Origin of the sequence: Pedobacter zeaxanthinifaciens, assembly GCF_003313335.1 — a bacterium.
GTDB classification, from domain to species: domain Bacteria; phylum Bacteroidota; class Bacteroidia; order Sphingobacteriales; family Sphingobacteriaceae; genus Pedobacter; species Pedobacter zeaxanthinifaciens.
Genome location: NZ_QMHP01000001.1, coordinates 304,576 through 330,674, shown reverse-complemented (window position 1 = coordinate 330,674; position 26,099 = coordinate 304,576). Strand labels below are relative to the sequence as shown.

The following is a 26,099-nucleotide window of genomic DNA, read 5'->3' as shown; positions in this document are numbered from 1 at the left end:
TCATTAATCTACTACCCAAGTATCTTTACTGCCGCCACCTTGTGACGAGTTCACCACAATTGAGCCTTCCTTTAGGGCTACCCGTGTTAAGCCGCCAGGAACAATCTCTACTCCGTCAGGGCCACTCAATGCAAAAGGGCGTAAATCAACCCTCCTAGGCTGTAATTTGCCATCAATATAGCAAGGTGCAGATGACAAGCTAATGATGGGTTGCGCAATAAACTGCCGTGGCGATTTCTGTATTTCCTCAGCAAACTCCTTCAGTTCTTTCTCCGTAGCCGTATTTCCAATTAGCATGCCGTAGCCGCCGCTTTCATTGGTACGTTTTACTACCATTTGATGAAGGTTTTCTAAAGCATGAGCCCTTTCATCATCATTTTCCATACGCAAAGTTGGTACGTTTTTTAAAATCGGCTCTTCGTTTAAATAGTACTTAATCATTGCCGGTACATAGGCATAAACCGCTTTATCATCGGCTACGCCATTGCCCATAGCATTAATGATAGCTACATTTCCTTTCCTATACGCATGATAAATGCCTGGTACACCAAGCATGCTGTCTGGCCTAAAAATCAACGGATCTAAAAACTCGTCATCTACCCTTCTATAAATTACGTCCACACGTTTTAAACCTTTTGTGGTACGCATATAAACCTTATGGTTATCTACTACCAAATCTCTACCTTCTACCAACTCTATCCCCATTAACCGGGCTAAAGTAGTATGTTCAAAGTAGGCAGAATTATAAATGCCTGGCGTAAGTAAAACCACGGTAGGCCTGCTGGTATGTCGGTTTCCCAACGCCAATAGGTTCTTCATCAATAAATCTGGATAATCGCTCACTGGACGAACTTTATTTTCTGGAATTTGATTAGGGAATAGCCTATAGCTGATGCTTCTATTTTCCAACATGTAACTCACCCCTGATGGCGTACGTAAATTATCCTCCAATACATAATACGATCCATCGTGATCTCTGATTAAATCAATTCCGCTAATGTGTGTGTAAATATTAAACGGCACTTCTACATTCATCATCTCCCTTAAATAATTAGGACACGAATAAATTAATGAAGCTGGAATAATACCATCCTTGATGATAAATTGATGACTATAAACATCTTTCAAGAAAATATTAAGTGCTTTCAATCGCTGTTTAATGCCACTTTCAATGAATTCCCACTCTGCGGCCTGTATAATCCTAGGATAAATATCAAATGGAAAAATTTTCTCTATGCCCTCCCCGCTACTGTATACCGTAAACGTGATGCCCTGCGTTAAAAACAACTTTTTTGCTAGCTCATCTTTAATTGACATCTCATCAGAATTGATGTTTTGAAAAGCTGCCATAAATAATTCGTAATGTTTTCTCACACCATCCTCACCTTTCATTTCATCAAAAACACCAGATATCAAACTATAGTCATTATAAAAGTCGAAATCGGTCATAAAATACTAGCATTTTAAAAATACATCTTAAATATATAACTTAAATCAAAATATTTTTATTAAAAAATTAAAACAGCATAAAATAATTGTGTCATTTAATAATAATTATCCTTTAAAATGTTAAACGAATAAATTTACATCAAATTAAAAGCTATAAATAACTGTTTTTTTTTACAAAACACAACTATACGTATAACCAAGTAATCACACCATTACTTCAACTATTAAATTGATAAAGCGTATCTTTACTTTGGAATTAGCAGCATGAGCAATATCACCCTACGCGACATATCAAAAGCCTTAAACATCTCCGTTTCTACTGTATCGAGGGCACTAACCGACAGCCATGAAATTGGAGAAGAAACCAAAAAATTGGTTTTAGCTTACGCTAAAGAACACAATTACGTACCTAACCGCATGGCGAGAAGCCTTAAAGTAGGCAAAACAAAATCTATTGGCGTTGTTATTTGTTCCATTGATAATAGTTTTGTAGCCCAAATGTTAGACGGCATTGACCAAGCATGCAACGACAATGGCTACCAGATTATCATTATGCAGAGCAAGGAATCTTATGAACAGGAAAAAGCCTGCATCAACCTGTTATATGCTAGTGGTGTGGACGGGATAATGATTTCTCCATCATACCAAACTACCGATTTTAGCCACCTGACAGAATTGCAACAACAGGGTTTTCCAGTAGTACTTTTTGATCGCATTACAAATGAATTAGATGCCCATAAAATTGCAGCAAATAATTTCAAGGGCGCTTACGAAGCTACGCAACACCTCATTAGCAAAGGCTGCAAAAGGATAGCACACTTGAATAGTAAATCGAACTTAGCTTTAACTATTGAGCGTTTTGAAGGCTACAAACAAGCCATAATAGATGCACAATTGAGTTATAAAGAAGAATTGGTTAAGTTTTGCAATACATCGGATGCTGAAAATATAGATGTAAATATTGCAAAAGCGATGGACCATTTATTAAAACAGCAACCTGATGCCATCTTTACCACCACCGATATGCTAAGCACCAAAGCGCTGGCCTATTTAAACCAAAATGGCTACCGGGTACCGGAAGACATTATGTTACTGGGCTTTAGCAATTCCGATTTAGCTCCACTATTAAATCCATCGCTAAGTACGGTACATCAGCCTTCCCGGGAAATTGGGCAGTTGGCTGCAAAAACCTTAATCCAACTTGTAAAAGGGAAAGATTTAGGTCCAGCAGAAACAACATTGCTTGATACCGTGCTTCACATTAGAAAATCCACTAGTAAATAAAAAACTCGACTGCTAGGTTCAACACCCACATTTGACATTAGCACGACTACCACAATGAAGCACTTTTAAAGTATTTATTTAATTTTGCAATCTGATTTACAATAATGAGCAAACACGGTAGAATTTTAGTAGCCATGAGTGGCGGGGTTGATAGTTCGGTAGCTTCAGTAATGCTGCATGAACAAGGCTATGAGGTAATTGGCTTAACCATGAAAACTTGGGATTACGCCACATCGGGCAGTAATAGCAAGGAAACCGGCTGCTGCAGCTTAGACAGCATCAATGATGCACGTACTTTGGCGGTAAATTATGGCTTTCCTCACTATATCTTGGATATTCGCGACGAATTTGGAGATTTCGTAATTGACAATTTTGTAGATGAATATTTGGCTGGTCGTACACCTAACCCTTGCGTACTTTGCAACACACATATCAAATGGGAAGCTTTACTCAAGCGTGCCAACAAATTAGATTGTGAGTTTATTGCCACCGGACATTATGCCAACATCCGTTTACAGGACAATGGGCGCTATGTAATTTCGAAAGGCAAAGACGAAAACAAAGATCAATCATACGTACTTTGGGGCGTTTCTCAGGAAAACTTAGCCCGTACCAAATTTCCATTAGGAAGTTTTACCAAAGCTGAAATTAGGCAAATGGCCTTGGATATGGGACAAGAAGAGCTGGCTAAAAAAAGTGAGAGCTACGAAATTTGCTTTGTGCCAGATAACGACTACCGAGCATTTTTGAAACACAAAGTGGAAGATTTAGAGGATCGTGTTGCTGGAGGTAATTTTGTGAACACCCAGGGCATGGTCATTGGACAGCATAAAGGCTATCCTTTCTACACTATCGGTCAACGCAAAGGTCTTGGCGTAGCTTTTGGCGAACCGATGTTTGTGACTCAAATTTTGCCAGAAAGCAATACAGTTGTTTTAGGCAGGGCCGATGAGTTGGAACGTGGAGAGGCGATGGTGAGAAACGTTAACCTGATTAAGTATGCCGATGTAAACCAACCTTTGGATAATGTAGTTACAAAAATACGCTACAAAGATGCTGGAACTTTAAGCACTATTGTGCAGGAAGGCAATAATATGCGGGTAGTTTTCGACCACGCCGTGTCGGCAATAGCACCAGGGCAATCGGCAGTGTTTTACGAAGGCAACGATTTATTGGGCGGAGGTTTTTTAGTTTAACATAAATTAGTGATTGGGGATTTAGCAAATAGCAAAATTCTTTCATCCTAAAATCGCTTAAATATTAAACCAAAGTGGATTAAGCGTTAAGTTGGTCCCAGCCCATTTCTAAAGAGGATTGCTAAACTCAGCATATAGAGGATAAAAGACGCAATTATCGTTAAGACGATAGCTAGCAATATACGGTAGATGATTTTCCCTTTAACCAAATGCCAAGCAATAGGTATAGTTATTAAAGGGGTTAGAAAAATAGCGAACCATAATATTTGGCCTAAAAGATCCATCAAGCAAATTAAAATAAAAATTTGATATTTAGACTTTTAAACAAAACACCCCGAAATTTATCGGGGTGTTTTGCTTTTAAGGCTGTTCAAAAATGATATAGCACGGTAACTGCAGTGAGCCACGGCAACTTCTACGATTACTTGGCCAAGGTTCTTGGCTTGAGCTAGTTCTTATTTGACCTTCGCCATGGCCGTAAGTTTTATACCTTAGGTGCCTGTATTCAAATAACTTGTTTGAAACCCAACCTTCATAGGCTGCCTTTACCTGACGTGTCTTTTCACTTTCAGCACCACAACCTGAAACTCCCGACCACGTTCGATAAACAGTTTCTTCAATGCGTAAATCTTCGCCTTTACCAGTGCCGTTAGTGGGTTCGCGGAAAATAGCAAAATCGTCAATTGCATCATTTGCTGCAATGACAATTACTTCTTCAGTTAAATCTTGATTTTTCATAACCTTAATATTTAGCTATATCAAAGCTAAGGAACCAGACAATCAAGAAAAATACCAATTAGTTGGTAATTAAGCGGTTAATTAAATATCTGAACTTTCGGAAATTGGCAAAGTCACTACAAACGAAGTCCCTTGGGTTTCATTAGGCCGAACATCGATACTTCCCTTTAACTGGTCAACAATTTCCTTACACAAGTATAAACCTATACCTAAACCTTGAAACCTCGCATCTACGTTCGAACCTCTGTAAAATTGCTGAAAAATTAAAGCTTTATCTTCAGTTGAAACCCCTATCCCACTATCTATCACCCTAATCTCAACGTTATCCGCTACCTTATTCACCTCGATAACTACTTTGTTGGCATCAGGCGAAAATTTCACCGCGTTATCAATGAGGTTAAACATCAGTTGCTCCAAATGCTTTGGTAATATGTTGAGTTCGGTATTTGAGTTTGCAGACAGCACCAGCTGATGATTTTGATAGCTAGGCTGTAGTTTATCTATTATTTGCTTCACAAAGTGATCCACATTTAAGGACTGTAAATTTTTGCTAACGCTACCCGATTGAAACTTTGCGATTTCTAATAACGTACTCGTCGTTTGTTCAAGCCTTCCAGCAGATCGTAAGGCGGCTTCCAAAGAGCCCTTCAATCCTTCGTCGCCCCTTTTTGCCACTTCTCTGCGCAGCAGCTGCAGATAACCCTTCATACTGGTTAGTGGTGTATTAATTTCATGGCTTGCCAAACTAATAAAGTCTGCTTTTCGCTGCTGGTTAATCCGAAGTAAAGTAACGTCCTCCATCGCTAACAAAATCCTGTCCTGACTAATGCCATGATGGTGTACCTGCCTTGCATTCAATAGCAAAATTTTACGGCCTAAGTTTTTAAAGTCATGCTGCATTTCAAAACCTTCAAAAGGATTTTTAGTAGGCAACACATTTCTCAATAATTCCAACAAAGCTGGAATATCCCAAGCGCCGCCACTAATTTCAGTCAGCGGATGACCTGAAATTTCCTCATTACTCAATTCAAATGTTTTGCAAAATTGTGTATTTGCTGATACAATTCGGAGTTGACCGTCAAGCACCAACATTGGCTCTCTAATGGTTTCAAAAATGCTATCTAGATAGAACTCACTGGCTTGTAACTGTAAATTACGGTGAGCAATATCTGCTTCCAGCGCCATCTTAGCGGTAATCATTTCGGTTATATCCTCTTGTATACCAATAAAATGAATGATATTATCGTTTAAATCTCTCAAAGGGGCGATAATAAGATGATTCCAAAACATCTCCCCATTTTTCTTGAAATTCTTAATGTCAACGCTTACTTTTTCCCCTTTAACAATAGCTTCTGCAATTGCTGTTCGAGCAGTGCTTTGAGTGACTTCTCCTTGTAAAAAACGGCAATTCCTACCTATAATTTCTTGAAAACTATAGCCTGTAAGCTGTTCGAAAGCCTCATTACAATAAATAATAGGATTATCAGGCAAACGATTGTCAGTAATCACAATACCGTTACCTGAGCCTTCCATTGCCTGAAGGAAAATATCCGAATTGACTTCCAAAAGCCCTGCAATTATAGTTTCTCTGTTTTCCATGATAATTTTAATAACAACATAAAGGGGCTAAATGATTGCTTGATAAGTGAAATACGTCAATTTTATTTTTTTTAATTCAGACTTTCTGTATCCAGGCTATTTCTACAGTGCTCGTTCAGTACCGATAGGTCCGCAAAGCAAATGCATTGATGCAGGCTCAAAAATCCCTCTCCGATATTGATATGATACAAATAATTAAATTCGGCAAACGCCAGGCGTTCCGATAACAATTGATAAATGATATTCATTATTTTTGCTGATTCAGGTTGCAATGATATTGCTTAAAGACGTCCGAACCAGTTTATGACGACACTTAAGGGTGTACGATTAGAATAGAGCACTAAGGTAGAAAAAGTTTCGGGATTAAGCACATCTAAAATTTGACGAGTAAGATTAGTGATGATGATGCAGTGATAATAACTCCATAACAAACAATACTTATCTTTCACCTGTTCAAAACTAAGGTATGAAAATAGCAACTTACAATGTAAACGGAATAAATGGACGACTACCGGTACTTTTACGCTGGTTAAATGAAACACAACCTGATGTCGTTTGTCTGCAAGAGCTCAAAGCACCACAAGAAAAATTCCCTCTACAAGCCATTGAAGAGGCTGGATATTATGCGATTTGGCATGGGCAAAAAAGTTGGAATGGTGTAGCAATTTTGTCGAAAGATCCAGCAATGAAAGAAATACAACGAGGACTTGCAGGTGACGATGAGGATCTACAAAGCAGGTATCTTGAAGTATTTGTTCACGACCTGTTAATTTGCTGCTTGTATTTGCCTAACGGAAATCCTGCACCTGGGCCAAAATTCGATTATAAATTGAGGTGGTTTGAACGGTTACAGCAACACGCAAAAATGCTTATTGATAAAAAAGTTCCAGCTTTATTGATAGGCGATTTTAATGTGATGCCTACCGAACTGGACGTTTACAAACCAGAACGTTGGGTTGATGATGCCTTATTTAGGCCAGAAACCAGAGCAGCTTTCCAGCAACTGATTTCGCAAGGTTGGACAGATGCCATAAGAATACTTTATCCTGAACAGAAAATTTATACATTTTGGGACTACTTTAGGAATGCTTATGGCAGAGATGCTGGGCTACGCATTGACCACTTTTTGCTTAGTCCGCCAGTGAAAGATAGACTTAAAGCTGCTAGCGTAGACAAACATGTACGTGGCTGGGAGAAAACGAGTGACCACGCTCCCGTTTGGATTGAACTTAGCAAATGATTAGATGAAAACTAGCGCTGGAATTTTACTTTACCGAACTATTGGAACGCAACTGCAGGTTTTTTTGGTTCACCCTGGCGGTCCATTTTGGAAAAACAAAGACGAAGGCGCTTGGTCGATCCCAAAAGGAGAATTTGAAATGGGAGAAAATCCATTAGATGCTGCCAAGCGTGAATTTGAAGAAGAAACCGGACAAAAGATTGATGGTTATTTCATCCCGCTAGAGCCAGTGAAATTAAAATCAGGTAAGGTAATTTATGCTTGGGCTGTGGAAGGTGATATTGATGCAAACCACATTAATAGCAACCTCATAGAAATCCCTTGGCCACCCAAAAGCGGAAAGATGCTGCAAGTACCAGAAGTGGATCGTGGTGAATGGTTTGATGAAGCGACAGCGATGACTAAAATTAATTCGGCTCAAGCTAAATTAGTGGAACAATTGGCTAAAATGATTGAAAAAGCTTAGTGAAAAAGACCACCTACATAATTGATTACCCGTCTGAAAAAAGACGGTCTTTTTTTAATTACGTACCTTATACTACCCACCAAAACAGATGACTTTTTCGACTGATATCCGACAACTACAAACTCACCCATCAGCAAGTTATCTGGAAACAATTCTACAACTAACTCCTTATTATGGCCTAGCGCAACCTCTACGTCTTGCGTTGCATAACCCAAATAGCTAATCTGTAACTTCAGTTTTTGGTTGAGCTCTCCCTTTATCATTAACTTAAACCTACCCAAGCTATCGGTAACCATGCCTTGATTTGTAGACACTACCTTAACACTTGCCTGCTGTATTGGCGATTGATCCTCTGCTGCCTTCACAATGCCTTTCACTTCATATACGCCCGGATACGTAAACTTCTTTTTTTCTAAGTGACCGGGCTCTACCAAATGAGTTGGCGATTGTTCCTTCAACACAGGCTGCTGAGAATTCGCACTGCTATGTACAAAAAGTGTAAAAGCTGAAGCTAAAAGCCATTTATATTGAAACCTACTTTGGGCAGCAATGTCAACGGTTGGCAGCTGGTTCAATTGCGCCATTTGACCCGCATCAATCCTGCCACATACTTCCCCTCGATTTTGAGCGAAATAGCGCTGCAATTCAGCGGTAGTCATTTTGGTGAAGTCTATTACATCTTTATTGCATTGTTGGCAAAAACCACCTATTGCAGTTGGCTTCATTTCATGCCATGCTTGGCTACAAGGCTGCGGTATATCTAAAGTAATTTTGTTATTCATCAACTCATTTTATAAGGAGATGTAATAGCGCTAAAGTTTCCATAAAAAAAGATAAGCGTAGCGAAATTGATATCAACTAGCAATTTACTTTTCCTTTACCAACTTGCTTACTTCCTTTACGATATAGCCATTTTGAAAGTAGGAATAAATATCATCACCTGGACAAGTAGTTTGCGTACTATGATCCCGATGCGTAGAAATTTCTTTAGGAGAGATATTGTATTTAATACATTGATCGGCCAATAAGTTTACCAATACTTTGAGTAAATTTTCATCTAATTTTTGCTGATTATAATTTCCAAGAAAGCAAATCAGCAAATGTCCAGTTGGATCATACTCGGTGTTGGTTTCTCCCACAGTTAATGGATTTCTGCCCTGCAAAACACTTCCATCTGGAGCTATGAGTAAATGATAAGGCACATCAGCCCATTTTCTATCTGGTCCCATGCCCCAAGTCTGAATATTTTTTAGTCGTTGTTTGGCGTCATCATTAATCGTCAACAATTTTCCGCCTTCATGGTGTACCGTAATTTGAACGGGAACATGTTGTTTGTAGGGCCGTCCCTCCACACCGTTCCATTCGCTTTTCGGAATAATCTTTACAGTATCTCTCTTTGAAACAGCAACAATCTTCTTAGTTTGAGCATTCGCCATAAATGAGCTCAGTAGCAATGCAATCATAAAAATTCGGGCAAATGCGGGGATTAATTTTTGTAGGAACAGCATATAAAGGTTTTTAAGTATTTCAAATTTACATTTTTTCTTGGGTTTGTGCGTTACGAGTTGAAAGCTGCTCGTGAGAATGAAAGACATGTCGTGCCGTCTTCATTCTATTTAACCTGTAAAGTGCGGCGACAGATAGCGCCAAATCCTTCCATCTTCATCACAATTCTACTATCTTTGCGGCTCATTTTAAAAATCAGACATTGATCGACGTAAATAACATCTCCGTATCTTTTGGTGGAACAACGCTTTTCAGCGATGTTTCTTTCTCTATTAACGAAAATGATAAAATTGCTTTGATGGGCAAAAATGGTGCTGGCAAATCCACACTGTTAAAAATTATAGCTGGCGTTGGCAAAGCAACTTCTGGCCACGTTTCAGGTCCTAAAGATGCCGTAATTGCCTACCTGCCACAGCATTTGCTTACTGAAGATAAAGTAACGGTTTTTGAAGAAACTTCTAAAGCATTTAACGAAGTATACCAAATGCGTGACGAATTAGAAAGTTTGAACGAGCAGCTCAATGTTCGTACAGATTACGATTCGGACGATTACATGAAGTTGATTGAAAGAGTATCTGAACTGAGCGAAAAGTTTTACTCCATGGAAGAGGTGAACTATGATGCTGAAGTAGAAAAGGTACTGAAAGGCTTAGGATTTTTACGTTCTGATTTTACACGTCAAACTTCAGAGTTTTCAGGTGGATGGCGGATGCGTATCGAACTGGCAAAAATCCTGTTGAAAAAGCCAGATTTGATTTTACTGGATGAGCCTACCAACCACATGGATATTGAAAGTATCCAATGGCTGGAAGATTTTTTGATCAATTCTGCTAAGGCTGTAATTGTAATTTCCCACGACCGTGCTTTTGTAGACAACATTACCAACCGTACCATTGAGGTTACTATGGGCCGTATTTACGATTACAAAGCGAAGTATAGCCACTACTTGCAGTTACGTCAGGAACGCAGGGAACACCAATTGAAAGCATACGAGGAACAACAACGTTTTATTGCCGATAATCAAGAATTTATTGACAGGTTTAAAGGCACTTACTCTAAAACGCTTCAAGTGCAATCGAGGGTAAAAATGTTGGAAAAATTGGAGGTGATACAAGTTGACGAAGTGGATACCTCTGCCCTACGCTTGAAGTTCCCTCCTTCGCCACGCAGTGGAAATTACCCAGTAATTGTAGAGGGATTGACGAAAGCTTACGGCGACCATGTGGTGTTCGAAAATGCCGCTATGGTAATTGAGCGTGGACAGAAAGTTGCCTTTGTAGGTAAAAACGGTGAAGGTAAATCAACCATGATCAAAGCAATTATGGGCGAGATTGACTATCAGGGAGAATTAAAAGTTGGCCACAACGTAAAAATCGGCTACTTTGCGCAAAACCAAGCTGCCTTATTGGACGGCGAACTCACCGTTTTCGAAACTATTGATCAAATAGCCGTAGGCGATGTAAGAGTGAAAATCAAAGACTTGTTGGGTGCATTTATGTTTAGCGGCGATGATACCACCAAAAAAGTAAAAGTATTATCTGGAGGGGAAAAAACCCGTTTAGCGATGATCAAACTTTTGTTGGAACCGGTAAATGTATTGATACTAGATGAGCCTACCAACCACTTAGATATGAAAACAAAGGATATCATTAAAGATGCCCTACGTGATTTTGATGGCACACTCATTTTGGTTTCTCACGATAGAGATTTCTTAGATGGCTTGGCTGAAAAAGTATTTGAATTTGGAAATAAACGAGTTCGCGAACACTTTGAAGATATTAAAGGTTTCTTAGCTTATAAAAAAATGAACAGCTTAAAGGAAATAGAGAAATAGCCGATTTAAAATTCGGTTATATCATGGATAAATTCATCTAATAGCATAAAATCCGCATAATTTCCGCATTTATATCACAACTTTTTTGTTTAATTTTGAAAGGATTTGAGGTTGAATTACTTCAAATCCTTTTTTAATTATTAAACATACCAACAAACAAGCCTTAATAGTTTATGGAACAAACCTGTTTAAACTGCGATTATACTATTGATGAAAATTATTGCAGGCATTGCGGACAGAAGAGATTCAAAAGGATCGATAAAAAATATGTAACTGACGAAATTCAGTATTTACTGATTCATACGAACAAAGGTTTCCTTTACACTGTAAAAAAGCTAATCAAAAGCCCAGGTGGAACCGCTAAAGAATTTATTGACGGCAACAGGGTTAATCACTACAAGCCAATGCTATTAGCGTTTTTGTTGAGTGGTATCTCTGCCTTCATCTCTTTCAAAATCATCGGCTTTGCGAAAATTATGCGTGAGCTTTACGAAGGTCAGCACATGAATTCGGCTTTTATGAATGATTATATGTCATTCGTCACTAGCTATAATTCATTCATTATGTTGGCCATGATTCCGGTTTTTGCACTAAGTACTTGGATTGCATTTCATAACTGGAAAAATAACTATTACGAGCATATCGTAATGAACGCTTATATCCTTGCGGCTTATAATATCATGACTATCGTAATTGTTTATCCGATACTATTTGCCGTTAGACACAATACAAATCTAGTAAGTTCCATAAGTACACTTTCATTTATACTTACACCATTCTTGCTAACTTGGTTTTTTAAAGGATTTTATATTCATAAACCGTTAAAGCAAATTATTTGGAAAGTATTAGCAAGTTTAGGATTGGTTTCAGTAGCCTTTTTTATTTTGATGGTAGTAGTTGCCATTGCAGCATTTATTTATGGGATTACACAAGGTCCTGAGGCAATAAAATACCTCCAACCTGTTGGAAAATAAAAGAAGTGAAGAAATAGCTTAATGCCACTTCTTCACTTCAACAGCTTTACTAAATTACCTTTTAATGATCAATTTATGTTCACTTACTCGCTGATCTTGATAAATGACTTTCACTAAGTAAAGTCCATTACTCAAGTGGCTTGGAATATGAAATTGATTAGCAACAGGCACAATATCTACTAACTTTTTACCAGAAAAATCAAATAACTGAGCAAGTTTCGCAGGCACGCCCGAATAGCTCACCTTAAAGAAATCGCTAACAGGATTAGGAAAAATTGAAAACTGATGATCAGCACCTAGGTCGAATTTTACGATTTTTACTTCACTGATATCGGTATCGCCGTTAAAATCGATTTGTTTTAAACGATAGTAGTTATATCCTACTAATGGCTTTAAATCAGCGTAGTTATAATTGGCTAGCTGATTGGTAGTGCCATTTCCTTTCAGTGTTGCAATTTGCTCGAAATTGATCCCATCAGCACTTCTTTCAATCAAAAATTTATCGTTATTCAATTCGGTTGCGGTTTTCCAATTAAGCATAACTGATGATAGCGATGCTTTTACCTGAAAATCAATCAGTTTAACTGGCAAAGTTGATGGCACTGCGCCGTTAGCAATACCAATTGCAAAATCGGAAAACCCGTTAATTTTTCCAGCTTGAGCGGTTACTTGTCGGTTCACTTCCGTTGAAGTTCCATTCTCTCCAAAAAATCCCCAAGCGGATGAAGAATTGTTTCTTTTCAGCACCACGTAATTGCGTACATCTGCCGCTCCGTTAGTATAGCCCTTGCCTGTTAACGCAATGGTATAATTGCCTGCTGTTAATGCAACATCAGGTGTAATTGTCCAAATGCCGGCATTTAGCAAACTGCTCACCTGTTTACTTCCTACAGTTACATTAGGTGCACTGCCATTAATTGTTTTACTAAAACTTGCAGCAATAGTTGTTGGCCCGGTAACGTTGTTTAGTTTTAAGGTTACTGGTGCATATCGATCACTAGTACCTATTGGAAAATTATAATTACCGTTGGCCGTTACTTTAGAAGCTACTTTTCCCATGACATAACTTGTTTCCGAACCTCCCACAATAGCGTTCACAATCAGCGGATATAACTCGAAACCAAGGTTGAGCGAGCCATTGGTTAATATCAAATCACCGTTGATAGTGCCGCCATAGGTAGTAGCCGTACCGCTAAAGTTTAACTCCAATGTTTGGTTAAAGGCCGATGAAAAATAAAATGTAACGCCAGCATTTTTAATAGTCACTTTGCCAGTGCCAGTAGGCGCAACATTGTTAAATGTGCCTGTAAACGTTCCAGCAGTAGTAATTTCAATAGTGCCATTATTTACAATACCAAATGGCGCAGAAAAGTTGAGTGGAAGCTGTACCCTTGCTCCTGATGCCACTTCAAGTTTAGCTGGAGCGGCATTTGCAGGTATAGTTGTGGGGTAATTCGTTAAACCACTAGGCAATACAGTTTTCTTCGTACCATTAGGTATGCCATTGCTCCAGTTGGCGGCGTTGTCCCAGTTACCGTCATTAGCCTGGCCAGTCCAGTTTGTAACCTCTGGTGCTGGTACTAGAGATAAATCACATTGTGCCAAAAAGAAATCCGAAGGCGTATTTCCAGAACTAGTGCCTACCGCATAGGTATTGTTATTTAGCTTCAAGGAACTACCATACCAACCGCCAATCATCATTTTTGAATTTTGAGCATATTGAGCCACTAAAACTTGTCCCGGATTATACGCACCACCCTTCAGCTCAAGCGTCGCTATTTTATCAACGGCATCAGTAGACTTATTATATTTTATCGCTATGCCAATGGCCACTGTAGGGTCAGTTGGCGCATTAACGAAGTAATCGCCATAAGCAATTGCTCTTGGGGTGGGATTGCCAACTTCTAGCGAATAGCTATAAATGCCATCATCTCTAACTTTGAAAGCCCCTTTGTAAGGTGTGTTTTTCAAATACCTTGCTACTGAACCAGCATTATCCAATTCGAAATAAGAAAATCCAGATATATTGTTGGTTGAGATGCCCTGAAACACATCCCCAAAACCACCTACCAGCCAAATGTAGCTTCTCCCATTTTTGTCAACGGTATAATAACTCGCACTTCTTCCTTTGATTTCTTGTATCCATTGCACCGCTCCATTACTGTTGATTTTTCCAATATAGGTAGTGGCCAAACCTGTTGCGGTAAAATTTTGTCCCAAAAAAGTTCCAGAAGAAGACCCTAAGGCATAAGTGGTGACATAAGCATTGCCATCTGTATCTACAAAGTTATCGGCAGCTCCAGCTCCTGCATTGGTTACGGTCCATTGTTCGTTGCCATCCAAATCGAGTTTTTTGATTTGGTTATTTCCGGTTACCCAAACTGCATTTCCGCGTACCGCTACTCCAGAAATTGAATAGTCGCAGGCACTCCACAACTGATTACCGTTGGTATCAAACTTCGTTAAAAAATTTAAGCCACCTATGGATACCCCGCCGTTAGTGATGCCAACGTAAGTGTTTCCGTTAGCATCAACGGTAATTACTGAAGCCCATTCGTTATTGGCAGTACCAACCTTTCCTAGTCGCTTAAGCCATTGCGCTACGCCTGCAGCATTGTACTTCACTACAAAGGCATCTTCATCGTAGTTTGCATTAGCTGTACCATCGCCAGATGTACTTACACTGAGGCCACCAACGGTGAGCGTCCCCATAAACCGGCCTATGGCATAAACATTTCCGTTACCATCGGTGGTCATGTCTACCAGCTGTCTACCCGGAGCATTACTGGCCACTCCCGAAGTGGAAAACCAGCTCCAAGCAGTGTTGGTTTGAGCAAAAGTAGCATCCAACAACGTCAACAGCACAAAAGTTAGTAATAGTTTTTTCATGAAAAGAGAATTTAGATGATGGAATTATTTTGTCATTTCGAGCACCAAACCGTACTGGCTAGTCATTTTTAAACTACTGCTGCTGATTGCATTGATAGTCCAGGTACCGCCGCCACTAAGCACGGTGAAGTTGCCATCTGTTTTGGTGAAGGTAACTTTGCTGTTGTTGTCGGTAACTACAAAAGAAGCTGTTTCCTTACTGGTTGTTGTGCCATTGAAAGAAAGCACTAAATCTGATTTTCCTTGAGTGCTTGAGGTTGAAGTGGCTATAAAGGTGCCGTAAGCTGGCGACTGAAGGGTTTGCCCATCATACTTACTGATTTTCCAACTGCCTTCCAAAGCTGCTTTTGTTTCAGCTTCAGTTTCCTTTTTACATCCTGAAATGATGAAAATGCATAATGCTATCACCATTGAGAATTTGATCAATTTCGTTTTCATTTTTACGTAAAGGCCTGATTTTAAATGGCCATTACAAAGTTGAAAATCAACGCTAAGGCAAACAATAGATACAAAAACTCATTTTAATAGGTATAAATACCCATAGTCTATTCTAAACCATTGGCTAGCGCATATTTAACTAGTCCGACCGTACTTTTACAGTTGCACTTAACGAATAAGTTTTGGCGGTGGTTGTCTACGGTTTTTTTGCTAATGAATAGCTTTTCCGCAATTTCCTCGCTCGTAAATTCTTTTACAATTAGGGATAATATTTCCCGCTCACGGGGCGAAAGCACGTTAAGTTTTTCGTCCTTAACCTTCTGCTTTTGATACTGCCCATAAATAATTGGCACAATATCCTGTGAGAAATAAGTTCCGCCATTAGTGATTCGGTGCAACGCCTGAAGGAGCTCAGTACGCCCTGAATTTTTTAAGATATACCCGTCAGCTTCTGCTAATACCGCTTCCTTAACCGCCTGTGCATTGTTATACATTGATAGCACCAATACCTGTATATGAGGAAATTGAGATTTGACCATTTTGCAAAGCTCTGTACCAGATAACAATGGCATGCTAATATCAGTAAGTAATAAATGATACTGTTCAGGCTGCGTTTGGATTAAATCTATAGCTTCCTGCCCATTATTAGCTTCAGAAATTACTTGGTAAACATCACCGTCTAACATCATTTTTAGTCCATCAATCACCATTTGATGATCATCGGTAATCAAAATATTTATTTTTTCAATTTCCATTTAAGCAGGAATACTAATTTCAATTTGGGTACCTAATAATTTCTCGGATTTAATGTTCATATCTCCATCTAGCAGGTGCACCCTAGCAGAGATATTTTTCCAGCCTATACCTTTTGAATCATCTATTCTAGCGGTATCAAATCCTACCCCATTATCTCTAATGGCAATAAGCATATTGGATGATCCTTTTGTAATATCAACATTAATTTGTGAGGCATTGGCATGTTTAACCATGTTGTTGAGGACCTCTTGTACAATACGGTAAACCGAAAGCTTATTTTGTTGCGCTAAATTAATATGCTGCACATTTTCGGCAACGTGAATGTTCACCTGAGTTTTGCCAGTATCATTAATTTTTTGGCAAATATCTTCCAACGCAGCATAAAGCCCGAAATTTAATGCTTCAGGAATTAAGTTATGTGAAATAGACCGCAATTCGTCAATAGTTTTATCTACTAAATTCAAAGTATTGTCTACCGTTTTATCCGCTGAGTTTAAGGTAGAAACATTCATTTTCACTACTGAAAGCATCTGACCTATTCCGTCGTGTAAATCTCTAGCAATCCGAATCCTTTCGTTTTGCTCACCTTCAAATACAGCCCGCGTTGCAATTTCCTGTTGTTTGTAGATTTCCGCTTGTAGTAAATTTTGTTGCTTTAGCTTATTGCGTTTATAGTAAGAAAATGAAATGGCACCTACAGCAATAAATGCCATCAATAAAGAACCAATTGCCAAGTTGCGCTGCTTTACTTCTAAATTTTTATTTTGAAGCTCAAGCTTTTGTATTCTACTTTGTTTCTGAAGCGATTTGATATTTTGTGTTTTCTTTTCTGCATCTAATTGCTGATTGGCAAGCAATTGATTTTTGTTGGTGAGCTCCAGTTGACTAATTTTAAGCTGTTGATCCTGTTGTTTGATAAAGGCATTGCTTTTATCTAGCTGCAATTGCCTGTTTAGCAAGTCCAAACTTTTAATCCGATTATCTTTACTTAACAATTCAATTTGTCTTTCTTTCTTGTCGGTATCGTAACTTGTCCTCAGCTCATTAATTTTTGCAAGATTTTCTTCATTAAGCACCTTTTCCTTGGCTAAATCATACTCTGCCAGTTCCACAGTCGCTTTCTCCGCCTGTCCACTTTGTTGAAATAAAATAATTCTATTCCTGCGTACATTTAACACTTCTAAAAACTGATTCGCCTTAGAAGCAAGCGCTAGTGCCTTGTCTAATTTTTGCTCTGCGGCGCTAAATTTCTTCTCAATAATATCTAGTCTTGCTTGATTATTGAGCACTGTTACATCATTTACTATCGCACCATTCATTACAGCATACTGCAATGCCAACCTCAAATATTTTTCGGCCTCCTTTTCATTTCCAGGTTGGTCTGCAATCAATAACAACTGACCGTACGTTTTCATTAACCTATCTTTACTATTGATCTTTTCAAAATATGGTATGTTAGCAAGTAAATTTTCTTTTGCCTCGGCAAATTGTTTACGCTTTATTTGAATGGTAGCAATGTTGAATCTAATTGCGGCAACAGTGTGCTCATCTTTTAGCTTTTTAAAACTTTCAAGGGCCTGAAAGTTCAACTCCAAGGCCTTATCAAAGTTCTTCATTCGATTATATAACGCTGCTAAAACATATTGAACATAAGCTACTTCAGGCAAGTTTTTGGTTTTTTCATTGATATCTAGCGCCGAGAGTAATGTCTGCATGGAAGTATTATAATTCCCTTGCGTCATATAAACCATACCCATATTTACTAGATTAGCACTTTGCTCCTTTGGATCATTGCTATTTTTAGCAATTTGATAAGCTTGTTGATATCTTTCAATCGCTTTTTTATTATCACCCATATCTGAAATAATATTGGCGGTATTTCGCAAAGCGATGGCAACAAACTTTTGGTTTCCGCTACGTTTAGCCGCCGATAGTTGTTTTTCAAAATAAGTCAATGAATTGTTGGCGGCTCCCAATTTAGCGTACATAATGCCATAATTATTATAAATGCGGCATAAGCTCGTATCACTCTTAATTGCTATAGCTAGCTTTTCTGCTTCGTTAAGATATATTTTAGTATTGGTAGTATCACGAGAAGGGACAGCGGAGGCCTTATGTAAAAGCGATTTGATTTTTTCTAACTGTTGTTCATTATTTTGAGCTAATACAGTTAAACTAAAAATTAGTGCTGTTAAGCACAAAACATACCTTTTCATTTAGTAAACTTCAATGTCCTAATATAGAAAAGATTACACAAAATTATATTCGCAAAAAGAATAATAGGGATAATTACCTAGTAAGTAGAAATAACAGACAAGCTACCCCAACCATTTAATTCTTGAAGGGTAACGCTGCGCATAGCTCATCACCAATTGCAACATGTAATGATTCCCTTTGTAAGTGGTAATATGCTCTTTAACTTCCTGATAGCTAGAAAAAGAAACGTCACTGGTTAAATAGCCCATACCGCAAAAATTTCCTTTTTCTACATATACGCAGCCCAACTCGTCATTACTCCTGCCATCTTCAATAATCACAAAACTTGGTTGTTCGGTAAGGATATCTTCCAATAAGCTATTAACTGCCGCATTGTGACTTTCCACGCTTGGCAAATTTTCGTCACTACGCAGTACCGAAGCTTTTCCATACCTGCAAAATCGCTGGTCAATTTGAAATTTATTGGTGATTTCAGCTAAAAAATTCAACCCATCTATTTCCCTATCAAAAGTTTTAACATGTGGCTGTTGTTTGGTTAAACGACCTACCGCTAAATAACTATAACCATTTACCGCCACATAATGATACAGCGCAAACTTGGCTTCAAATCGTTTTAAAGCACGATTGTGCTGGGGCCACAAACGCTGAATTTCAGTACATTCCAACAACAAGGCCATTAACTCAGAACCACATTTTTCAAAGGAAATATGAAAGATGTCCTTTAAGAAATGTTGTCGCCTAGCCCCTGAATCGTTACCTGTAAAATGAGAGGCTACCCGTTTTTTGATGTTAACGGCTTTGCCCACATAAATAACTTTGCCAATTTTATTGTGGAAATAGTAAACTCCTGGACTATCGGGTAGCGCTTTAAAATCTGCTAAAGGCACATTTGCTGGTAAGCGTTGCTCCGGTGAAGCTTTAAGTACCATCTCCCTGATCAACTGTTGTTCATCTTTTTCCAATAATAAAGTGAAAAGATGAGCGGTTGCTTCGGCGTCACCTAAAGCACGATGTCGATCTTTCAGCTCAATACCTACAGCGGCACAAAGCTTGCCCAAACTGTATGATGGCAAACCAGACAATAACTTTCTGGATAATCTTACTGTGCAAAGTTTAGTGGCGTTCCACTGTATGCCACAAGCCGCCAACTGACCTCGCAAAAATGAATAGTCGAAATTTACATTATGTGCTACAAAAACCTTATCAGCAAGTAATTCTATTAGTTGTTCCGCTATTTCAGCGAAGGTAGGTGCAGTAGCCACCATTTCCTCGTCAATTCCAGTTAATGCGGTAATGTGCAACGGAATTGGCATTTCAGGATTTACCAAACTACTCCATCGCTTAGTAACACGCTGCCCATCGTGTAAAATAACCGCCACTTCTGTAATGCGACTGTTAGATACACTCCCACCAGTGGTTTCAATATCCACCACGGCATATTGTGTTGCTACGGATTTTAGAGTTTTAGTTTTAACAGGGCTATCCATACCGCAATAATACTAAATTAATTAGTAACAACAAAACAACAATGAACTAATAGCCAATGAACAGTTAAACAATAACCAATAATCAATTAAACAATAACCAATGAGCTAATAACCAATGATCAGTTAAACAATAGCGAATAATCAATAATCAATAATAAGTTAAACAATACCCAATGATCTAGTGAACCAATGAACTGATGAACCAATGTACCAATGAACTAATGTACCAACTAAAGCTTTTGCTTAAATAACGAACTTAAGTTTTGATATAATTCTGGGTGTTTATCTTTCATCCGTTCTGGATTTTCAAAGAAATATTCGGCAACTACCGCAAGAAATTCCGCTTCGTTGGTGGTAGCGTATGGGTCAATATCAGATTTATTATCTTCTATTCGTTGGATTTCCTGATGCATCATCTTCACCCAAGGCATCACATACTCATGTTTGATTAAATGTTGCGGCACTCCATCCGTTGCACCGTCAGATTTATCAATGAGATGCACAAATTCATGGATACCCGTATTCGAATTTCCTGCGCTTTTTGAAAAACCATGCCTCAAAGCAGATTGCGATAAGATCATTTGTCCGTTCATATAACCGTCCCCTACCATCCCTAAAATATTACGTTCCCCTTCGGCAAATTCAAAATCCTTATTAAACGTATCGGGGTAAAGCACTACCGTACCTAAATTTTGATATTCCCAATCCTTAAATCCAAAAATTGGGATTACAGCACTTGCACCAACTAACAGCCGATCCAAAGCGGTAACCTCAGTACCCACACCTTCAATGGCTACACCACCTAAAAATTTGGAAAGCTTTACTTCAAAAAGCTGCTTTCGGTCGGCACTTAACTCAGCATAAAAAGTAACGTGAGTTGCAAGTAACTTCTTTTCTTCGTTTGATAGTGCAACAACCTTTGCTTGTTTTTTTCTGAGAATAAAATACAAGGCAATAATCAAAAATACTAGTAGGATAAGATATGGCGTATAATTCATTACTAAAAATAAAAAGCTGCCTCAAAAGCCTTTTCCTTGGCACTTCGAGACAGCTTTGGCGTTTAAAAAACTAAAGTACTATTATAAATTCTTTACAATTTGTTGGTCTAACGGAGTAACCGCAGAACGATAGCGGTGTACCAATTGACCTTTTTCATTAATCAAGAACTTTTCGAAATTCCATTTAATGTCGCCAGTAAAATCTGGATTTGGAGCAGACGTTAAAAATTGGAAAAGTGGCGTAATGCCAGTTCCTTTCACATCACTTTTCTCAGCGATTAAGAAAGTAGTAGCAAATTTGCTAGAACAAAATTCTTTGATTTCAGCGTTGGTTCCCAATTCCTGTCCACCAAAGTTAGCCGAAGGAAAACCAATTAACACAACATCCTTACCATACTGTTTGTGTAGTTTTTCTAAATCTTCATATTGCTTGGTGTAACCACATTTAGACGCGGTGTTCACAATCAATATTTTCTTTCCTTTAAATTTAGATAGCTTCACTTCTTTACCATCTAACGTTTTAAATGAAAAACCGTAAACATCTTTAGGCGGATTGGTATTCAAAAACAATCCCACAAATAAAAGCAGTACATTAATCATAATTCTTATTTTTTTCTACGAATATAGAGAATAGCAAGCGTCAAATTTACTATGTCGTTTAACAAAATAGTAGGATTTTACATTTCTATTAAATTTCGTTGTTGTTGCAAGCAAATCATTTTTCATAGTTTCGCATTACAACGTTTATGTTTTAAACTAGTTGATAACCAAATCTGTAAAAAATTGAAATTACTGCTCCAAAACATTGCACGGCAACAAGATGGTAATGTTATTTGCTCCGTTACCGATAAAAAAGGTATCATCTTATATGCCAACGAAAAATTCTGTCAAATTTCTGGCTATACAGTCGATGAATTAGTGGGTGCTAATCATAACATCATTAATTCTGGCTTGCACCCCCGCAGTTTTTTTAAAGAGATGTGGAAGACCATTTCCAACGGAAATATTTGGCAGGGCGAAATCAGGAATAAAACTAAAGACAACAGATATTATTGGGTAGATACGATTATATTCCCTATCCATGGTGCAGCATCTGAAGAAAGCTATTTTTCGGTGAGAACGGTAATTGATGAAAAGAAAAATGCAGAGTTTAGAAAAGAACAGCGCATTAACGAGTTAGAGAATTTGCTATTTACCATTAGCCATGAAATGCGACAGCCAATTAGCCAGATTTTAGGCTTAATGCACTTGCTCAGCGAGGAAAAACAATTACCAGAAGAGCTGAAACAACTGATCAATTTTTTAAACAATAGCGCCTCAGAACTGGATAATCACACTCGTAAAATAATTAAACAGGTGGAGCACATCGCTAACCAAGATAAAATTACTGAGGCATTGAGATAATATATTGATGCTTTTTCTATCTTTGATATAATGAAATTCAAGCGGTTAATATATGTAGTAATGATGGGTGCAGTTGCATTCTTTTCGTGTAATAAATCGGAAAATGCGCCCATGCCCGATATGAATTTAGCTTACTTTCCATTAAAGTTAACGTCAGTAGTAGTTTATAACGTTGATTCCACCGTTTACAGCGATTTCAATAATTCAGTTACTACCTTTAATTTTCAACTGAAAGATACTGTTACCAATACTTTTATAGATGCACAAGGCAACGAGGCTTTTAGAATTGAACGATATAAAAAAATTGGAACCCAGGACTGGACTTTTCAAAAAGTGATTGCCAAAAAGATAGTCAATAACCGAGCTGAGGAATATTTAGATAATAGAAGGTATGTGAGATTGGTATTTCCCCCTACGTTGCAGGCCAGATGGAACGGCAACGTATATAATAACCTTGGGGAATGGACTCACGAAATTACGGCAATGGATGTTCCGCTTACTATAGGTGCTAAAACCTTGGATTCTACCATTAGCATTAAGCAATACGAAGAAGTTAACCTAATTAGGGAAGATATTTACTCGGAGATTTATGCTAAGCACATCGGCCTCGTTAAAAAAGAAGTGAAAGCGGTAGATAAAAACATCAACAACGGACAAATTAGACGAGGCTACGCATACAGAATGCAGGTGGCAAGTTGGAAGTAGGGATTAGGGGTCAGGGATTAGAAAATCATAAACGACTAATCAAATTAACAGTTACCAATTAACCGATTCACCAGCTAACCAAACCAGTAATCAACACTTAACCAATTAAACGAATAATCGATTTCGCCAGTTAACCGATTAACCTGACTACTGACCACTGATACCTAATCACTGATTTCACCAATTAACCAATTAACACGGCACCTGACCACTGATACCTAACTACTGATACCTAACCACTGATACCTAACCACTAATACCTAAATCCAACGCTACATTTTGCCAGTTCGAACAAAAAAAAGCGACATCAATTTTGATATTCGGGGATATTATAGTTTTATTTGCACAAAATCCCTAGTTAATGGCAAAAAATTTATTGATAGTTGAGTCTCCCGCAAAAGCGAAAACCATAGAAGGATATCTTGGAAAAGATTTTTTAGTGAAATCTAGCTATGGCCACATTCGTGATTTGGTAAAGGGCGACATGGGAATAGATGTGGACAATGATTTTTCGCAGACTTATGAAGTACCAGCTGATAAAAAACAGGTAGTATCAGAGTTAAAAAAACTAGCAAAAGGTGCAGAAACTGTATGGCTAGCATCCGATGAGGACCGCGAGGGAGAAGCCATTTCTTGGCACTTATTTGAAACCTTAGGTTTAAAACACGAAAATACCAAACGCATCGTATTTCACGAAATCACCAAACCTGCTATCCTAAAAGCGATAGAAACCCCTAGAACCATTGATTATAACTTAGTGCATGCCCAACAAGCTCGTAGGGTGTTGGATCGTTTGGTGGGCTTTGAGCTATCTCCAGTATTGTGGAAAAAGGTAAAACCTTCACTTTCTGCAGGCCGTGTGCAATCAGTAGCGGTGCGTTTAATTGTAGATAGAGAAAGAGAAGTAAATAAATTTGAAGCTACGGCAGCATTTAAAATTACCGCACAATTCACTACCGGGAATGGTCGTGAAACGGTAAAAGCAGAATTGCCACAACGCTTTGAAAAAGCAGAGGAAGCAGAAAAATTCCTTCAGGATTGCATTGGTGCCAACTTCAAGGTGAATAACTTGGAAGTGAAACCTGCCAAAAGAAATCCGGCAGCGCCTTTCACCACCTCTACCCTACAACAGGAAGCTTCTAGAAAACTAGGATATTCGGTAGCGAGGACTATGCAAATTGCACAGCGACTTTACGAAAATGGTAAAATTACCTACATGCGTACGGATTCCGTGAATTTATCTGAAACTGCCATTGCCGCCGCTGCTGCCGAAATTAAATCCGCTTATGGCGAAAAATATCATCACCAAAGAATATATAAAACAAAATCTGCAGGTGCACAGGAAGCTCACGAAGCCATCCGCCCTACCTATTTTGAACAACATACCATCAATGGTGATGCATCAGAAACACGTTTATACGAATTGATTTGGAAACGTGCCATCGCATCGCAAATGAGCGAAGCCGTTTTTGAAAAAACTACCGTAGATATTGGAATCAGCACTAGAAAAGAAACCCTAGGTGCCGAAGGCGAAGTGTTGAAGTTTGACGGTTTCTTAAAAGTATATCTGGAATCGACAGATGACGAGGAGGATGAAAACGAAAGCAATTTATTACCCCCGTTAAGCGTTGGCCAAGCATTACAATTGAAAGAAATGTTGGCTACCGAACGTTTTTCTCGTCCACCAGCACGTTATACCGAGGCTAGCTTGGTGAAAAAACTGGAAGAGTTGGGCATCGGCCGACCTTCAACTTATGCCCCTACCATTTCTACCATTCAAAACAGAGGTTATGTGGTGAAGGAAGATAGAGACGGCAAGCAAAGAGATTTTACGGCATTTACATTAGCTGACGGAAAAATCAGCAGACAGAAAAAAACGGAAATCACCGGCGCCGAAAAAGGCAAATTATTCCCAACTGATATTGGCGAAGTAGTGAACGATTTCTTGGTGGAGCACTTCAAAGGTATCGTAGATTTTAACTTCACTGCCAAAGTGGAGAAGCAGTTTGATGAAATAGCACAAGGTTTACAGGAATGGACAAATATGCTTCACTCCTTCTACAAACCTTTCCATACCGAAGTGGAAAACACCATTGAAACGGCTGACAGAGCTACTGGTGAGCGTTTACTAGGTGTTGACCCCGCAAGTGGAAAAAATGTATACACCAAAATTGGCCGTTTTGGGCCATTGGTGCAAATTGGCGAAGTGAGCGATAATGATGACGAAAAACCTCGCTATGCTAGCTTAACCAAAACGCAATCGGTAGGTACCATCACTTTGGAAGAAGCTTTAGACTTATTTAAACTCCCTTTCCAACTGGAAGATTACCAGGGCAAAGAAGTTTCGGTTGGTTTAGGCCGTTTTGGACCTTATGTGAAATGGGGCGATGCTTACATCTCGATTCCTAAAAACGTAGATCCTTTAACCATAGATAACGACAGTGCAATTGCCATCATCAGCGAAAAAGTGGATGCTGATGCACCTGTGGCACATTACCAAAATATGCCAGTTACGAAGGGAAAAGGCCGTTTCGGTCCTTTTATTAAATGGAATGATTTGTTCATCAATGTGCCTAAAGCTTACAACTTCGACAACCTTTCTCAAAAAGATATCGATGAGTTGATTAGCAAAAAGATAGAAAAGGAAAACAACCGTTTCATCCAGCAGTGGGAAGCAGAAAAAATCGCTATTGAAAATGGCAGATGGGGACCGTTCATCCGCTTTGGCAAAGATATGCTGAAGTTGGGTAACAACCCTTCTACTAAACAAAAATACACTGCAGAAGAATTGGCAAGTATTTCTTTGGATGAGGTGAAAGCTTTAATTGTAGCACAAAAACCAGATGCTTTTGAAGCCAAGAAAAAAGCCCCTGCAAAAAAGAAAGCCGTAGCGAAGAAAAAGTAGCAGCCCCGTTCATA

21 protein-coding genes are annotated in these 26,099 nt (G+C 38.6%); 9 read left to right on the top strand and 12 right to left on the bottom strand.

From position 1 onward, the window contains the following. Positions 1-3 precede the first annotated feature (3 nt). The gene (locus DUT68_RS01305; RefSeq protein WP_113635019.1) at positions 4-1,449 is read right to left on the bottom strand and encodes a circularly permuted type 2 ATP-grasp protein; all 1,446 of its coding nucleotides are present in this window, start codon (positions 1,447-1,449) and stop codon (positions 4-6) included. Between the two features lie 264 nt (positions 1,450-1,713). Here DUT68_RS01305 and DUT68_RS01300 point away from each other — a divergent pair, with 264 nt between their 5' ends. Further along, on the top strand, positions 1,714-2,733 hold the full coding sequence (locus tag DUT68_RS01300) for a LacI family DNA-binding transcriptional regulator (protein WP_237088232.1): 1,020 nt from the start codon (positions 1,714-1,716) through the stop codon (positions 2,731-2,733). 104 nt (positions 2,734-2,837) lie between these two features. After that, positions 2,838-3,929 carry a tRNA 2-thiouridine(34) synthase MnmA gene (gene mnmA / locus DUT68_RS01295; protein WP_113635015.1) on the top strand — a complete coding sequence of 364 codons (1,092 nt, stop codon included), beginning with the start codon at positions 2,838-2,840 and terminating at the stop codon, positions 3,927-3,929. Between the two features lie 360 nt (positions 3,930-4,289). Here the strand turns inward: mnmA and DUT68_RS01285 are convergent, their stop codons facing one another. Both DUT68_RS01285 and DUT68_RS01280 read right to left on the bottom strand, forming a co-directional pair. Next, complete coding sequence (locus DUT68_RS01285) at positions 4,290-4,667, bottom strand: hypothetical protein (protein ID WP_113635012.1); 378 nt, start codon at positions 4,665-4,667, stop codon at positions 4,290-4,292. Between the two features lie 81 nt (positions 4,668-4,748). Continuing rightward, positions 4,749-6,266, bottom strand: coding sequence for a PAS domain-containing sensor histidine kinase (locus DUT68_RS01280; RefSeq protein ID WP_113635010.1), 1,518 nt, complete (start codon positions 6,264-6,266; stop codon positions 4,749-4,751). 466 nt (positions 6,267-6,732) lie between these two features. On the opposite strand from DUT68_RS01280, the gene xth reads away from it, so the two are divergent. Next, the gene (xth, locus tag DUT68_RS01275) at positions 6,733-7,506 is read left to right on the top strand and encodes an exodeoxyribonuclease III (RefSeq protein ID WP_113635008.1); all 774 of its coding nucleotides are present in this window, start codon (positions 6,733-6,735) and stop codon (positions 7,504-7,506) included. A gap of 4 nt (positions 7,507-7,510) precedes the next feature. Further along, positions 7,511-7,972, top strand: a complete 462-nt coding sequence (locus tag DUT68_RS01270; RefSeq protein WP_113635006.1) for an NUDIX domain-containing protein — start codon at positions 7,511-7,513, stop codon at positions 7,970-7,972. On the opposite strand, the gene DUT68_RS01265 is transcribed toward DUT68_RS01270, so the two are convergent. Next, positions 7,969-8,754, bottom strand: a complete 786-nt coding sequence (locus DUT68_RS01265) for a carboxypeptidase-like regulatory domain-containing protein (RefSeq protein WP_113635004.1) — start codon at positions 8,752-8,754, stop codon at positions 7,969-7,971. The two genes, DUT68_RS01270 and DUT68_RS01265, sit on opposite strands and share 4 nt — an antisense overlap. Positions 8,755-8,838: 84 nt before the next feature. Continuing rightward, positions 8,839-9,480 (bottom strand): N-acetylmuramoyl-L-alanine amidase, encoded by a 642-nt coding sequence (locus tag DUT68_RS01260; protein WP_157960749.1) that lies wholly within the window; start codon positions 9,478-9,480, stop codon positions 8,839-8,841. A 200-nt stretch (positions 9,481-9,680) separates the two neighbouring features. Between DUT68_RS01260 and DUT68_RS01255 the strand changes: the two genes are divergently transcribed. Together DUT68_RS01255 and DUT68_RS01250 are read left to right on the top strand one after the other, a co-directional pair. Then, complete coding sequence (locus DUT68_RS01255) at positions 9,681-11,312, top strand: ABC-F family ATP-binding cassette domain-containing protein (RefSeq protein ID WP_113635001.1); 1,632 nt, start codon at positions 9,681-9,683, stop codon at positions 11,310-11,312. Positions 11,313-11,485: 173 nt separating this feature from the next. Beyond that, positions 11,486-12,286: a DUF3667 domain-containing protein gene (locus tag DUT68_RS01250; RefSeq protein WP_113634999.1), complete on the top strand. Its 801-nt coding sequence runs from the start codon at positions 11,486-11,488 to the stop codon at positions 12,284-12,286. A gap of 54 nt (positions 12,287-12,340) precedes the next feature. On the opposite strand, the gene DUT68_RS01245 is transcribed toward DUT68_RS01250, so the two are convergent. The 7 genes from DUT68_RS01245 to DUT68_RS01215 form a co-directional block, all read right to left on the bottom strand. Then, positions 12,341-15,175: a T9SS type A sorting domain-containing protein gene (locus tag DUT68_RS01245; RefSeq protein ID WP_113634998.1), complete on the bottom strand. Its 2,835-nt coding sequence runs from the start codon at positions 15,173-15,175 to the stop codon at positions 12,341-12,343. A gap of 24 nt (positions 15,176-15,199) precedes the next feature. Next, positions 15,200-15,586: a hypothetical protein gene (locus DUT68_RS01240; RefSeq protein ID WP_214608395.1), complete on the bottom strand. Its 387-nt coding sequence runs from the start codon at positions 15,584-15,586 to the stop codon at positions 15,200-15,202. 134 nt (positions 15,587-15,720) lie between these two features. Further along, a complete protein-coding gene (locus DUT68_RS01235; RefSeq protein WP_113634994.1) occupies positions 15,721-16,368 on the bottom strand; it encodes a response regulator transcription factor in 648 nt (215 codons plus the stop codon). Then, positions 16,369-18,585, bottom strand: coding sequence for a tetratricopeptide repeat protein (locus tag DUT68_RS01230; protein WP_113634993.1), 2,217 nt, complete (start codon positions 18,583-18,585; stop codon positions 16,369-16,371). It abuts the gene before it with no gap. 102 nt (positions 18,586-18,687) lie between these two features. Then, positions 18,688-20,073: an exonuclease domain-containing protein gene (locus tag DUT68_RS01225; protein ID WP_113634991.1), complete on the bottom strand. Its 1,386-nt coding sequence runs from the start codon at positions 20,071-20,073 to the stop codon at positions 18,688-18,690. A gap of 230 nt (positions 20,074-20,303) precedes the next feature. After that, positions 20,304-21,071 (bottom strand): M90 family metallopeptidase, encoded by a 768-nt coding sequence (locus tag DUT68_RS01220; protein ID WP_113634990.1) that lies wholly within the window; start codon positions 21,069-21,071, stop codon positions 20,304-20,306. An 81-nt stretch (positions 21,072-21,152) separates the two neighbouring features. Then, entirely contained in the window at positions 21,153-21,671 is a 519-nt protein-coding gene (locus DUT68_RS01215; RefSeq protein WP_113634988.1) for a glutathione peroxidase, read from the bottom strand. A 183-nt stretch (positions 21,672-21,854) separates the two neighbouring features. Between DUT68_RS01215 and DUT68_RS01210 the strand changes: the two genes are divergently transcribed. The 3 genes from DUT68_RS01210 (at position 21,855) to topA (ending at position 26,085) form a co-directional block, all read left to right on the top strand. Next, complete coding sequence (locus tag DUT68_RS01210; protein ID WP_198659514.1) at positions 21,855-22,475, top strand: PAS domain-containing protein; 621 nt, start codon at positions 21,855-21,857, stop codon at positions 22,473-22,475. Between the two features lie 30 nt (positions 22,476-22,505). Further along, positions 22,506-23,180: a hypothetical protein gene (locus tag DUT68_RS01205; RefSeq protein ID WP_157960748.1), complete on the top strand. Its 675-nt coding sequence runs from the start codon at positions 22,506-22,508 to the stop codon at positions 23,178-23,180. 361 nt (positions 23,181-23,541) lie between these two features. Further along, on the top strand, positions 23,542-26,085 hold the full coding sequence (gene topA / locus DUT68_RS01200; protein WP_113634983.1) for a type I DNA topoisomerase: 2,544 nt from the start codon (positions 23,542-23,544) through the stop codon (positions 26,083-26,085). Positions 26,086-26,099: the final 14 nt, after the last annotated feature.